General features: G+C 64.3%; 10 protein-coding genes. 5 read left to right on the top strand and 5 right to left on the bottom strand.

Features of this window, described 5'->3' with window-relative positions; all coding sequences use genetic code 11:
- Positions 1-416: 416 nt before the first annotated feature.
- Positions 417-731: an ATP-dependent Clp protease adapter ClpS gene (gene clpS, locus QQS38_RS18485; RefSeq protein WP_102612772.1), complete on the top strand. Its 315-nt coding sequence runs from the start codon at positions 417-419 to the stop codon at positions 729-731.
- Positions 728-3,025 carry an ATP-dependent Clp protease ATP-binding subunit ClpA gene (gene clpA / locus QQS38_RS18480; RefSeq protein ID WP_479646802.1) on the top strand — a complete coding sequence of 766 codons (2,298 nt, stop codon included), beginning with the start codon at positions 728-730 and terminating at the stop codon, positions 3,023-3,025. The genes clpS and clpA overlap by 4 nt, the downstream gene beginning before the upstream one ends.
- 228 nt (positions 3,026-3,253) lie before the next feature.
- Here the strand turns inward: clpA and dut are convergent, their stop codons facing one another.
- The 5 genes from dut to QQS38_RS18455 form a co-directional block, all read right to left on the bottom strand.
- Positions 3,254-3,700, bottom strand: coding sequence for a dUTP diphosphatase (gene dut, locus QQS38_RS18475; protein ID WP_479646801.1), 447 nt, complete (start codon positions 3,698-3,700; stop codon positions 3,254-3,256).
- A gap of 116 nt (positions 3,701-3,816) precedes the next feature.
- A complete protein-coding gene (gene coaBC / locus QQS38_RS18470) occupies positions 3,817-5,031 on the bottom strand; it encodes a bifunctional phosphopantothenoylcysteine decarboxylase/phosphopantothenate--cysteine ligase CoaBC (protein ID WP_479646800.1) in 1,215 nt (404 codons plus the stop codon).
- Between the two features lie 18 nt (positions 5,032-5,049).
- Complete coding sequence (gene lspA / locus QQS38_RS18465) at positions 5,050-5,553, bottom strand: signal peptidase II (protein WP_479646799.1); 504 nt, start codon at positions 5,551-5,553, stop codon at positions 5,050-5,052.
- On the bottom strand, positions 5,553-8,390 hold the full coding sequence (gene ileS / locus QQS38_RS18460) for an isoleucine--tRNA ligase (protein WP_479646798.1): 2,838 nt from the start codon (positions 8,388-8,390) through the stop codon (positions 5,553-5,555). Before ileS ends, lspA begins: the two co-directional genes overlap by 1 nt.
- 111 nt (positions 8,391-8,501) lie before the next feature.
- Positions 8,502-9,515 (bottom strand): bifunctional riboflavin kinase/FAD synthetase, encoded by a 1,014-nt coding sequence (locus QQS38_RS18455; protein WP_479646797.1) that lies wholly within the window; start codon positions 9,513-9,515, stop codon positions 8,502-8,504.
- A gap of 150 nt (positions 9,516-9,665) precedes the next feature.
- Between QQS38_RS18455 and purN the strand changes: the two genes are divergently transcribed.
- Genes purN through QQS38_RS18440 form a run of 3 tightly spaced genes read left to right on the top strand, consistent with a single transcriptional unit; the run spans position 9,666 to position 13,091 of the window.
- Positions 9,666-10,316: a phosphoribosylglycinamide formyltransferase gene (gene purN, locus QQS38_RS18450; RefSeq protein WP_479646796.1), complete on the top strand. Its 651-nt coding sequence runs from the start codon at positions 9,666-9,668 to the stop codon at positions 10,314-10,316.
- The gene (locus QQS38_RS18445) at positions 10,313-11,638 is read left to right on the top strand and encodes an RsmB/NOP family class I SAM-dependent RNA methyltransferase (RefSeq protein ID WP_479646795.1); all 1,326 of its coding nucleotides are present in this window, start codon (positions 10,313-10,315) and stop codon (positions 11,636-11,638) included. Before purN ends, QQS38_RS18445 begins: the two co-directional genes overlap by 4 nt.
- Positions 11,639-11,684: 46 nt before the next feature.
- Positions 11,685-13,091, top strand: a complete 1,407-nt coding sequence (locus QQS38_RS18440) for a mechanosensitive ion channel family protein (protein WP_479646794.1) — start codon at positions 11,685-11,687, stop codon at positions 13,089-13,091.
- The last annotated feature ends 78 nt before the right edge of the window (positions 13,092-13,169 follow it).

Here is a 13,169-nt window from a genome sequence, read left to right as displayed (position 1 = left end):
CTCTTTAAGCAGGTGTCAAGTGAATTTTGAGATGTTGGATGGAGCGTTGCTTCGAGCACCGATTTTCAGGGTTTCTCCCGCGTAGAGTTTGTGCGCTAGCGCAAGCGGCGGCTCTTGAAAAGTCGCATAATCGACTCAGATGTGTCCGGTGCCCGATACCGCGAAGCGCGGCCGGCGGCCGGGGTGGGCGTCGAGAAGCTCGGCACGCTCTGTGCGATACTCGATGCGGTCGCTTCGATCTCTGCGGCGGGAAGCCGCGGCGGCGAGCGTGGCGGCGGCGCGAATAGGCGCATGATGCGGGAAGCGGCGGCGATCGGCGCGCGAGTGGGCGCGGGGCGGCGGCGGCCCGGTCCACCAACCGGTCGGTCGGGTTTCGGCAGGATTGCGAGCCCGTCCGAGTTGTTTAGAATGGGTGTATGGCGATTATCCCGGACAAGCAGGATGGCACCGTACTGGAGCGGCAGGAAAAAGCGCTGAAACCGCCGTCCATGTATAAGGTTGTCTTGCTCAATGACGATTTCACGCCAATGGAATTTGTCGTGATGATCGTGCAGGAATATTTCAATAAAGATAGAGAGACCGCTACGCAGATCATGCTGAAGGTGCATCGCGAAGGGCGGGGGGTATGTGGGGTCTATACGCGGGACATCGCGTCGACCAAGGTCGAGCAAGTAGTTACCCACGCACGGCAGGCAGGGCATCCGCTGCAGTGCGTGATGGAGGAAGCATGATTGCCCAGGAACTGGAAGTCAGCCTGCACATGGCGTTCATGGAAGCACGCCAGGCGCGGCATGAGTTCATCACGGTCGAACATCTGTTGCTGGCGTTGCTGGACAATCCGACGGCCGCCGAAGTGTTGCGCGCGTGCGCGGCCAACATCGAAGATTTGCGCCAAAACCTACGCAATTTCATCCACGACAATACGCCCACGGTGCCCGGCACCGACGATGTCGACACGCAGCCCACGCTCGGCTTTCAGCGCGTGATTCAGCGCGCGATCATGCACGTGCAGTCGACCTCGAACGGCAAGAAGGAAGTCACGGGTGCGAACGTGCTGGTCGCCATCTTCGGCGAGAAGGATTCACACGCCGTCTACTATCTGCAACAGCAGGGCGTGACGCGGCTCGATGTCGTGAACTTCATTTCGCACGGCATTGCGAAGACGAGCAGCAGCGATTCGGCCAAGGCGGGCGACGCCAACGCCGAGTCGGAGGACGCCGCTTCGCAGAAGGAAACGCCGCTTGCGCAGTTCACGCAGAATCTCAATCAGATGGCCAAGGACGGGCGCATCGATCCGCTGATCGGTCGCGAGTCGGAAGTCGAGCGCGTCGTGCAAGTGCTTTGCCGCCGCCGCAAGAACAACCCGCTGCTCGTGGGCGAAGCCGGCGTCGGTAAGACGGCGATCGCCGAGGGGCTCGCCTGGCGCATCACGCGTGGCGAAGTTCCGGACATCCTGGCCGATGCGCAGGTGTATTCGCTCGACATGGGTGCGCTCTTGGCCGGCACGAAGTATCGCGGCGATTTCGAGCAACGCTTGAAAACCGTGCTCAAAGAGCTCAAAGAGCGTCCGCACGCCATTCTGTTCATCGACGAAATCCACACGCTGATCGGCGCGGGCGCCGCATCGGGCGGGACGCTCGACGCATCGAACCTGCTCAAGCCAGCGCTGTCCTCGGGCACGCTCAAGTGCATCGGCGCGACGACGTTCACCGAATACCGCGGCATCTTCGAGAAGGATGCGGCGCTGTCGCGGCGTTTCCAGAAGATCGACGTGACCGAGCCCACCGTGGAGCAAACGGTTGCGATCTTGCGCGGGCTCAAGTCGCGCTTCGAAGAGCATCACGGCGTCAAGTACTCGTCGGGTGCGCTGTCGGCGGCTGCCGAATTGTCGGCTCGTTTCATCACCGACCGGCATTTGCCCGACAAGGCGATCGACGTGATCGACGAAGCCGGCGCGGCGCAGCGCATTTTGCCCAAGTCCAAGCAGAAGAAGACGATCGGCAAGGGTGAGATCGAGGACATCATCTCCAAGATCGCGCGGGTGCCGGCGCAAAGTGTGTCGCAGGACGACCGCAGCAAGCTGCAGACGCTCGATCGCGATCTGAAATCGGTCGTGTTCGGCCAGGATCCGGCCATCGATGCGCTCGCCGCCGCCATCAAAATGGCGCGGGCGGGGTTGGGCAAAACGGATAAGCCGATCGGCTCATTCCTGTTCTCCGGTCCGACGGGCGTCGGCAAGACCGAGGTTGCACGCCAGTTGGCGTTCACGCTGGGCATCGAGCTGATTCGCTTCGACATGTCGGAGTACATGGAACGCCACGCCGTCAGCCGCCTGATCGGCGCGCCGCCGGGATACGTCGGCTTCGATCAGGGCGGGCTGTTGACCGAGGCCGTCACGAAGAAACCGCACTGCGTGTTGTTGCTCGACGAAATCGAGAAGGCACATCCGGATATCTTCAATGTGTTGCTGCAGGTGATGGATCACGGCACGCTGACGGACAACAACGGTCGCAAGGCCGACTTCCGCAACGTCATCATCATCATGACGACCAATGCCGGCGCCGAGTCGATGCAGAAAGGCACGATCGGGTTTACGTCGCGTCGCGAAACCGGCGACGAGATGGCCGACATCAAGCGGATGTTTACGCCCGAGTTCCGCAACCGTCTCGACGCGGTCATCAGCTTCCGCTCGCTCGATGAGGAAATCATCATGCGCGTGGTCGACAAGTTCCTCATGCAACTCGAAGATCAGTTGCACGAGAAGAAGGTCGACGCGCTCTTCACCGACGCGCTGCGCAAGCACTTGGCCAAGCACGGCTTCGATCCGCTCATGGGCGCGCGCCCGATGCAGCGCTTGATCCAAGACACGATCCGCCGCGCGCTTGCCGATGAGCTCCTCTTCGGCAAGCTCATGAGTGGCGGGCGCGTCACGGTCGATGTCGATGACAACGACAAGGTGCAGTTGACGTTCGACGAGAACGCCGCGCCGCGTAATGCGAGCCCGGAGACTGTCGAAATCGAATAGACGAGCAGCCTGGCGGATCGAGGTTCGCCAAGGAAAACGGCGCTTCGCAGTTCGAAGCGCCGTTTTTGTTTTTGTGCGAGCGGAGGCCGGCTCGCGGCCGGCGCAAGGTCCGAATCGCTGCGGTATTCCTTGGCTCGGACCCCGGGCGCGGACGACTGCGAATCACGCGAACGAGGACCGCGCACGCCCGACACAAGCGGCGGTCTGCGCCGCCGGTTTAGCGAGCGATCAATGTTTGCCCGTGCTGCCGAACCCGCCCGCGCCGCGCTCGCTCGCGGGAAATTCGTCGACGATATTGAACTGCGCCTGCACGACGGGCACGATGACTAGCTGTGCCAGGCGCTCCATGGGATTTAACGTGAACGTCGTATGACCGCGGTTCCACGTCGAAACCATCAACTCGCCCTGGTAGTCGGAATCGATCAAACCGACGAGATTGCCGAGCACGATCCCGTGCTTATGGCCCAAGCCCGATCGCGGGAGGATCAACGCTGCATAGCCAGGATCGCCGACGTGAATCGCGAGACCGGTCGGCACGAGCGCCGTTTGCCCCGGTTCGAGCGTGATCGACGCCTCGATAGCGGCGCGTAAGTCCAGGCCCGCGCTGCCCGGCGTGGCATAGGCGGGGAGGTAATCGCGCATGCGCGCGTCGAGGATTTTCAGGTCGAGTTTCATGAGTGAAAAAAGGAGCAGGGAAGCCGCTGTGTCGTGTCCTGTGCCATCGGCGCCAATCCGCGCCGAACACTTGCGCGAGGCACTGCGCTAGGCCATGGGCGCGTCGCGCTTGATCATCACGAAATGAGGCCCGTATCGGGGAGGCGTCGCGCGATCTCGGCAATCAGCACGCTCGCCAGCGTGTCCTTGTCAGCGCGGGGCAAATGCGTCGCCCCCGCCGCATCGAACAGGACCACCTCGTTGTCGTCGCGGCCGAACGTGGCCGGCCCGAGATTGCCGACGATGAGCGGGACGCCCTTCTTCAGGCGTTTTTGCTCGCCATTGGCCGCCAAATCGCCGCTTTCGGCCGCGAAGCCGACGCAGTACGGCGCATTGGGCAGTTTCGCAACGGTCGCGAGAATATCGGGATTTTCGACGAACGAAAGCGTCGGGACGGCTTGCGCCGCCGTTTTCTTGATCTTGTGCTCGCTTGCTTGCGTCACGCGCCAGTCGGCCACCGCCGCCACCGCGATGAATACGTCCGAATCCGCCACCGACTGCATGACGGCGTCGAACATTTGCTGCGCGGTTTCGACGTCTTCGCGCTCGACGCCCCAAGGGGTCGGCAGCGCGACCGGACCCGCGATCAACCGTACTTCGGCGCCGGCTTGCTGCGCAGCGCGCGCAAGTGCGAAGCCCATCTTGCCGCTAGAACGATTCGTGATGCCGCGCACGGGATCGATCGGCTCGAACGTCGGCCCGGCCGTGACGAGCACGCGCCGCCCCGCGAGCAGCTTCGGCCGGAAGAACGAGACGAGCGCCTCGAATGCATCTTCCGGTTCGATCATGCGGCCTTCGCCCACCTCGCCGCAGGCTTGCGAACCTGCGTCGGGGCCAAGAATGACGACGCCGTCGGCGCGCAATTGCGCGACGTTGCGTTGGGTGGCGGGATGCGCCCACATCTGCCGGTTCATCGCAGGCACGACGAGCAGCGGGCACTCGCGGGCGAGGCAAAGGATCGAGAGCAGATCGTCGGCGCGCCCATGGGCGAGCTTCGCGAGGAAGTCGGCCGATGCGGGCGCGATCACGATCGCATGCGCCGCACGCGATAGATCGATGTGCGGCATATTGTTGTCGATGCGCGTATCCCATTGGCTCGTGAACACGGGCCTGCCCGAGAGAGCTTGCATCGTGACCGGCGTGATGAACTGCGTCGCCGCATCGGTCATCGCGACCTGAACGGTCGCGCCCGCCTTGGTCAGCAAGCGCGTCAGTTCGGCGATCTTGTAGCTAGCGATGCCGCCCGTCATGCCGAGCAGCAGATGTTTGCCTGCGAGTTCCGCGGTTCCCAAGCTTGCCTCCGAAGCGCGTCAACGCGCGCCGCGCACACGCCGCAGCTCGTCGAGCACGAGCAGCGCGGCGCCAATGACGATTGCACTGTCCGCGAGATTGAACGTCGGCCAATGCCAGGTGCCGATATGGAAATCGAGGAAGTCGATCACGCGCCCGTGCACGAGGCGGTCGATCACATTGCCTAGCGCGCCTCCCATGATCAGCGCGAGCGCTGTGCAAAACAACCGCTGATTGCCGTGGCGCTTGAGCAAATAGACGATGACGCATGCGGCGATCACCCCCAGGCCCGTGAACGCCCAGCGTTGCCAGCCGCTGGCATTGGACAGAAAGTTGAACGCCGCCCCGCGGTTGAAGAACAGCAGGAAATTGAAGAACGGTGTGAGGACATATGGCGTGGCGTACGCGAACACCTTCGTGACTGCGATCTTGGTCAACTGGTCGAACAAGATGACGATCAACGAGATGCCGAGCCACGGGGCGAGAGAAGTGCCGCTCGCCTGCATCGAACGTGATTTTGCCATTAGGCTGCGCTCCTTTTTTCACCTTCGCCGAACAGGTTGCTGAAGCAGCGGCCGCAAAGCGTCGGGTGCTGCGCCTTCGCGCCGACGTCGGCGCGATAGTGCCAGCAGCGCTCGCACTTCAGATACTTCGAGGCGACCACGTCGACGCCTTCCTCGGATTCGGCATCGACCTTCACGACCTTCGCATCGGAGGTGATCAGCACGAACTTCAAGTCGCCGTCCAAGCTAGCGAGCGCATCGTAGGCGGCCCCGGTCGCACGGATCGTGACTTCGGCTTGTAGCGACGAGCCGATTTGCTCGGCCGCGCGCGCTTCTTCCAACGCCTTCGTCACGTTGCCGCGCACCGCGCGCAGCAATGCCCATTTCGCGCGCAACGCTTCCGCGCCCGGGATCTCCGGGTACACGTAGTACGTTTCCGTGAAGATCGTGTCGTTGCCTGGTTGAAACACCTTCCAGGCTTCTTCCGCCGTGAACGAGAGGAACGGCGCCATCACTCGCAGCAAAGCTTGAGCGATGTGATAGAGCACCGTTTGCGCCGAACGTCGCGCCGGCGAATCGGGCGCGCTCGTGTATAGACGGTCCTTCAGCACGTCTAGATAGAAGCCGCCGAGATCTTCCGAGCAAAACGTCTGCAGCTTCGCGACGACGGGGTGGAACTCGTACTTCTCGTAGTGCGCGAGGATGTCCTGTTGCAGTTCGGCGGCGAGCGCGACGGCGTAGCGATCGATCTCGAGCCAGTGCGCGACCGGCTGCGCGTGCGTGGCGAAATCGAAGTCGGACAGATTGGCGAGCAGGAATCGCAGCGTGTTGCGAATGCGGCGATAGCTTTCGGTCACCCGCTTGAGAATTTCTTCGGAGATAGCGAGCTCGCCCGAGTAGTCGGTGGACGCGATCCACAAGCGGATGATTTCGGCGCCCAGGCGGTTCGCGACCTCGTGCGGGTCGACGCCGTTGCCGAGCGATTTGCTCATTTTGCGGCCTTCGCCGTCCACGGTGAAGCCGTGAGTCAGCAGTGCGCGATACGGCGCGCAGCCGTCGAGCATCGACGCCGTCAACAGCGACGAGTGGAACCAGCCGCGGTGTTGGTCCGAACCCTCGAGATAGAGATCGGCCGGGAAGTGCGAGACGGCTTGGTGAGAGCCGCGCAGCACGTGCCAATGGGTCGTGCCCGAGTCGAACCAGACGTCGAGCGTGTCGCGGTTCTTCTCGTAGAGGTTGGCGTCCTCGCCGATCAACTCGCGCGCGTCCAGCGTTTGCCAGGCTTCGATGCCGCCTTGCTCGACGCGCTGTGCGACGGCCTCGAGCAACTCGATCGTGCGCGGATGCAGTTCGCCCGTTTCCTTGTGGACGAAAAACGCCATCGGCACGCCCCATTGGCGCTGACGCGAAAGCGTCCAGTCAGGGCGATTCGCGATCATGCTGTAGAGACGCTGCTTGCCCCACGACGGGAAGAACGCGGTGGCTTCCACGCCGGCCAATGCCGTTTCGCGCAGCGTGGCCGCGCCGTCGTTCGGCGTGAGGTCCATGCCCGCGAACCATTGCGAGGTGGCGCGATAGATGATCGGCGTCTTGTGGCGCCAGCAGTGCATGTAGCTGTGCGAGTATTTTTCCGCATGCAGCAGCGTGCCGGCTGCGGCGAGGGCCTCGACCACCTTCGGATTCGCTGCCCAAATGCTGAGCCCGCCGAAGAGCGGCAGCGATTCGATATAGCGGCCATCGCCCACCACCGGGTTGATGATGTCCGAATCGGCCATGCCGTGCGATTTGCACGACTCGAAATCTTCTACGCCGTAGGCCGGCGACGTGTGAACCACGCCCGTGCCCGAATCGATCGTGACGTATTCGCCCAAGTAGACCGGCGAGGTGCGCTTATAGCCGAGGTGCGCCGACGAGAGGGGATGGTGAAAGCGCAGATTGACGAGCTTCGCGCCGGACGCGGCGCCGATGACATTGCCCGTCAGGCCGAACTCGTCGAGCGATGCCTGCACGCGTTCTTGCGCGAGCACGAGCAGGCCGCGCTCGGTATCCACGAGCGCGTAGTCGAGCTCGGGATGCACGTTCAGCGCCTGGTTGGCCGGGATCGTCCACGGGGTGGTCGTCCAGATGACGATGCCGCCCTCGGCGCGCGGCAGCGACGCGAGGCCGAACGCACGCGCCGTTTTCTCGGGTTCCGCGAAGGGGAACAGAACGCTGATCGACGGGTCGACGCGGTCCTTGTACTCGACCTCGGCCTCGGCGAGCGCCGAGCCGCAGTCGAAACACCAATTCACGGGCTTCAGGCCGCGGAACACGTAGCCCTTTTCGAGGATCTTGGCGAGCGCGCGAATTTCGGCCGCCTCGTTCGAAAAGTTCATCGTCTTATACGGGTTGTCCCAATCCCCGAGCACGCCGAGCCGCTTGAACCCAGCCTTCTGCGTCTCGATCTGCTCGCTCGCATAGGCGCGCGCCTTTTGCTGCACTTGGGCCGCGGGCAGCGATTTGCCGAACTGCTTTTCGATCTGGATTTCGATCGGCATGCCGTGACAGTCCCAGCCCGGCACATACGGTGCGTCGAAGCCGGCCATGTTGCGGGACTTCACGATGATGTCTTTGAGGATCTTGTTGACCGCGTGGCCCAAATGGATGTCGCCGTTCGCATAGGGCGGGCCGTCGTGCAACACGAAGAGCGGGCGGCCTTTGCTGGCGGCGCGGATCTTCTCGTAGATGCCATTCTCTTGCCACGCCTTGACCCATTGGGGCTCGCGCTTGGGCAAATCGCCCCGCATGGGGAACGGCGTGTCGAGCAGGTTGACCGGATATTTGGCCTGCGGTTTCGAATCGGCTTTCTTGTCGCTCATAGTGCTATCGCTGAAATCGGTGGGCGCCCGAGCCGTGGGCGCGTCGGTATTGAATAAGTGGATGACCGCACGGACGGGCGCTGCGCCTTGCGCCGTGCGCCGGTTCGGCGGCTAGCGAATTCGGTCGGTTGCCGAGGTCGAAAACCCCGTCGCGCGGCTGCCGGGCGCGCCTTCGGCGGCCGCTTGCGCCCCCTCGAGCGCCGTGAAATAGGCGCGCGCACCTACGACATCGCGCGCGATGGCGGCCGTCAGCGTTTCGAGATCGGCGTACTTTTCCTCGTCGCGCAACTTTTTCAAAAATTCGACGCGCACGAGTTTGCCATAGGCGTCGCCATGCCAGTCGAGCAGATGCACTTCGAGCAGCACGCGCCCCGAATCGTCGACGGTCGGGCGCAGCCCGAGGCTCGCGACGCCGGGCAGCGGCGCCGCTTCGACGCCATGGACGCGAACGATGAAGATGCCGGCCAGCGCGGGACGCTTATGGGCGATCGGCAGGTTCAGGGTGGGAAAGCCCAGGTCGCGGCCGAGCTTGAGCCCATGCACGACGTGGCCGCTGATCGCATACGGGCGGCCGAGCGCGGCGTGGGCGGCGTCGAGATCGCCCGCGATCAGCGCGGCGCGCACGCCCGAGCTGGAAATGCGCGCGCCGCTCGGATCGGCGATCGTTTGCATCTGTTCGACCTCGAACGCGTATCGTTCCCCGGCCGCTTTGAGCGAGGCGAAATCGCCGGCGCGCTTGGCGCCGTAGCGGAAATCGTCGCCGATCAACACCCAGCGCGCGTGCAAGCCGTCCACGAGAATGCGCTTGACGAAGGCGTCGGGCGACTGGCTCGCGAACGTGTGATTGAAATGTTCCACCACCACGCGATCGACGCCGTTGGTGCGCAGCGCTTCGAGCTTGTCGCGCAGCATCGCGATGCGGGGCGGCGCGCCGGCCGGATTGAAGAACTCGCGCGGGTGCGGCTCGAAGGTCATGACGCACACGGGCAAGGCGCGCGCATGCGCCGCTTCGCTCACGCGGGCGAGCAGCGCCTGGTGGCCGCGGTGGACACCGTCGAAGTTGCCGATCGTCAGCGCGCAGGGCGCGCGGCTTTCGGCGTTGGGAAGACCGCGGAAGACTCTCACGATAGCCGTTGGGGTGGGCGGCGCATTGCCGCGAAGCCGATCATCGATGAACGGGCGGCGCATGCCGCAAAGCAGAAGATTATAAACGCTCGGCGCTTGGCCCGGCTCGCGCGCGGATTTGCGCGAGGCCTCGGGTGATAAAATCGCCGGATGAAAAATATCGTAATTCTGATTTCCGGGCGCGGCAGCAACATGCAAGCGATCGTACGCGCTTGCGAGCAAGAGCGCTGGCCCGCGCGCATCGCGGCCGTCGTGTCTAACCGGCCCGATGCCGCCGGGCTTGCGTTCGCAGCGTCCCGCGGCATTGCCACCGCCGTGGTCGAACATGGCGGCTATCCCGATCGCGAAGCCTTCGACGCAGCGCTTGGGCAGGTCGTCGATCGCTTCTCGCCCGACCTCGTCGTGCTGGCCGGCTTCATGCGCGTGCTCACATCGGAGTTCGTCGAACGTTACGCCGGCCGCATGCTCAACGTTCACCCGTCCTTGCTGCCTAGCTTTCCCGGGCTGCGCACGCACGAGCGGGCGCTCGAAGCAGGCGTGGCGCTTCACGGCGCGACGGTGCATTTCGTGACGCCGCAACTCGATCACGGCCCGATCGTCGCGCAAGGCGCGATTCCCGTTACGGCCGGCGACGATGCCCGCTCGCTCGCGCAGCGCCTGCTCGCGGTCGAGCACGTGATCTATCCGCGCGCGGTGCGCTGGTTCGTCGAAGATCGCTTGACGCTCTCGGGCCTGCGCGTGCTCGTCACGCCGCCCGAACCGCAATGGTATTTCTCCGACACGCAAGAGGCGGCCGTATGAAGCAAACGAAGAAGAAAGAAAAGGGCGCGCACGGTCCCGCGCGCGCCGGCGGCAAGCGAGATTCGGCGCTGCACGGGTTCCTGATCGGCCAGACCGAAACGCTGCTGGCCGAAGTCCTCAAATTCACGGGCCCCGCCGACGCCACGACGAGCCGCTTCTTTCGCGCCCATCCGAAGCTCGGCCACGCCGAGCGCGGCGTCATCGCCGAGGCCGTGTTCGCGGTGTTGCGCCGGCGCATGGAATTCGCCCACTTGGCGGAGAGCGGCAGCGGCAGTCCCACGCGGCGCCTCGCACTGCTCGGGCTGATGCAGACTGCCGGCCGCGCCGCGCTCGCGCCTTACGTGTCCGAAGCCGAAGGCGCATGGCTCGAGCACGTTTCGAAGATCGATCCGGCCAGCTTGCCGCTGCGCGTGCGGACGAACTTGCCCGATTGGATCGCCGAAGCGCTGGCCAAGCGGTTCGACGCGCAGGAGCTGGCGCAGTTGGCCGCCGCGCTCAACTACCCGGCGCCGCTCGATTTGCGCGTCAATCCGATCAAGGCGAATCGCGAGCAGGTCATCGATGCGCTGGAAGCCGCCGGCGTGGAAGCGGGGGCGACGCCGTTTGCGCCGTTCGGCGTGCGCGTCGTCGGCAAGCCCGCGCTTACCAAGCTCAAGCCGTTCGAGGATGGCTGGATCGAGGTGCAGGACGAGGGCAGTCAATTGCTCTGTGCGCTCGTCGCGCCGCGTCGCGGCGAGATGATCGTCGACTTTTGCGCCGGTGCGGGCGGCAAGACGCTCGCCCTCGGTGCGGCAATGCGCTCCACGGGCCGCCTGTACGCGTTCGACGCGTCCGACCGGCGCCTCGCCAAACTGAAGCCGCGTCTTGCGCGCAGCGGTTTGTCGAACGTGCATCCGGTGCTGATCGACAGCGAGCACGATGCCAAGATCAAGCGCTTGGCAGGCAAGATCGACCGCGTGCTCGTCGATGCGCCGTGTAGCGGCTTGGGCACCTTGCGGCGCAACCCCGATCTGAAATGGCGCCAGAGCCCGGGCTCTGTCGAGGAACTCGCGCCCAAGCAGGCGTCGATCCTCGCCAGCGCCGCGCGCCTCGTGAAACCCGGCGGCCGGCTGGTCTATGCGACCTGCAGCGTGCTCGAAGCGGAAAACGAAGCGATCGTCACGCAGTTTCTCGCCGATCACCCCGATTTCTCGCTCGTACCGGCGGGCAAAGTGCTCGCCGAGCAGCGCATCGAGCTCGAGATGGGCGATTACCTTTCGCTCTGGCCGCATCGGCATGCGACCGACGGCTTTTTCGCCGCGGTGCTCGAACGCCGCGCGTGATCGTTAGCACAAGGCCGGCCGCGTGTGCGGCCGGCCTCTCATCGAGATGACACAGAACCGCATCCTTTCCCATATGCTGGCCGACATCGCGCGCGATTACGGTCAGCCCGTCATGATCTGGCAGGCGTCGACGCTGCTCGGCACGTTGCTCGTTGCATGGGTGCTCGCACGCCTCGTCGCCCGCGCACTGGATTCGCGCCGGCGCGCGCGGCAGGAAACGGCGCGTTTCGGCGCGGAGAGCCTGCGCAAAGCGTTGTTTCCGCTGCTGGGCGGTGTGCTCGTTTGGACGGCGCAGACCGCGCTCGACGAGTACATGTCGACCTCGCTGCTGGAGCTTGCGCTCGTTCCGCTGTTCGGGATTGCGCTCATCTACATCGTCTTTTTCGTTGCACGCCGCGTATTCGGACGCACCGGCCACGCCCACGCGTGGCTCTCCATCGCCGAAAAGCTCGTTTCCGTGTTGGTGTGGATCGGCATGGCCATCACCGTGCTCGGCATTCAGGACGAGGTGCTGCGCTGGATGGCGTCGGTGCGCTTTCGCGTCGGCAACGCGCACATGACGCTGCTGTCGTTCACGACGGGGCTGACGTGGGTCTGTGCGACCGTCGTGTTTGCGCTGTGGCTCGGCTCGGTCTACGAGGACCGCGTCATGCGCGCGCATTCGGTCGACGCCAATTTGCGCGTCGTGCTGTCGCGAGTCGGGCGCGCGCTGTTGTTGCTGGCGGCGGTGCTGCTCAGCTTCTCGCTCGTGGGCATCGACATCACCGTGCTCGGCGTGTTCGGCGGGGCGCTCGGCGTGGGCCTCGGACTGAGCTTGCAAAAGATCGCGAGCAATTATGTCTCGGGCTTCATCATCTTGATCGATCGCTCGTTGCGGCTAGGCGATACGATCAACGTCGCGGGTCTGCAGGGCATCGTCACCCAAATCACCACGCGTTACACCACCGTGCGGGGGCTGGACGGCATCGAGACCCTGATCCCCAATGAAAAGCTCGTGACGGACGTGGTGCAAAACCACTCCTCTTATTTGACGCGCGGCTATGCGAAGGCTGCCGTGCAGATCGCGTATACATCCGACGTCGACCAAGCGATGGCCTTGCTCGTCGAGGCGACGCGCGGCGTCGAGCGGGTGCTCGAGGATCCGGCGCCCGCCGCGTATCTCGTGGGCTTCGGCGCCGACGGCATCAATTTGGAACTCGGCTTTTGGATCGAAGAAGCGGCCAAGGGCACGGCCGCCACCCGTTCGAGCGTCAACCGCAACATTTGGCGATTGTTCGAGGAGCACGGCATTTCGATTCCCTATCCGCGACGCGATATCCATCTCGTCGGCGGGTTGCCGGCCGTGCTGAACGGCGCGGTGGAGCTGGCCCAGGACCCGTCCATCGGCGCGGGCGCGAACGAGACGCGCGAAGCGGGCACGCCGCTCGCTCGAGATGCGGCGACGGGCGCTTGATTGCCGCTGCGGCGATATGCCGCGCCCCACGCAGCCGCTCGACAGGCCCAAATCGGTAAAAATGTCGATCCAACGAGC

It is taken from the genome of Trinickia sp. Z7 (assembly GCF_056498045.1).
Note: the sequence above shows the minus strand (reverse complement) of the source record. Positions and strands in the feature narration are given on the sequence as shown.

What these genes read in the sequence shown, in the direction of transcription:
- QQS38_RS18440 (WP_479646794.1), top strand. Translation starts at nt 11,685, where the DNA reads ATGACACAGAACCGCATCCTTTCCCATATGCTGGCCGACATCGCGCGC.
- clpS (WP_102612772.1), top strand. Translation starts at nt 417, where the DNA reads ATGGCGATTATCCCGGACAAGCAGGATGGCACCGTACTGGAGCGGCAG.
- dut (WP_479646801.1), bottom strand. Translation starts at nt 3,700, where the DNA reads ATGAAACTCGACCTGAAAATCCTCGACGCGCGCATGCGCGATTACCTC.
- purN (WP_479646796.1), top strand. Translation starts at nt 9,666, where the DNA reads ATGAAAAATATCGTAATTCTGATTTCCGGGCGCGGCAGCAACATGCAA.
- clpA (WP_479646802.1), top strand. Translation starts at nt 728, where the DNA reads ATGATTGCCCAGGAACTGGAAGTCAGCCTGCACATGGCGTTCATGGAA.
- lspA (WP_479646799.1), bottom strand. Translation starts at nt 5,553, where the DNA reads ATGGCAAAATCACGTTCGATGCAGGCGAGCGGCACTTCTCTCGCCCCG.
- QQS38_RS18445 (WP_479646795.1), top strand. Translation starts at nt 10,313, where the DNA reads ATGAAGCAAACGAAGAAGAAAGAAAAGGGCGCGCACGGTCCCGCGCGC.
- ileS (WP_479646798.1), bottom strand. Translation starts at nt 8,390, where the DNA reads ATGAGCGACAAGAAAGCCGATTCGAAACCGCAGGCCAAATATCCGGTC.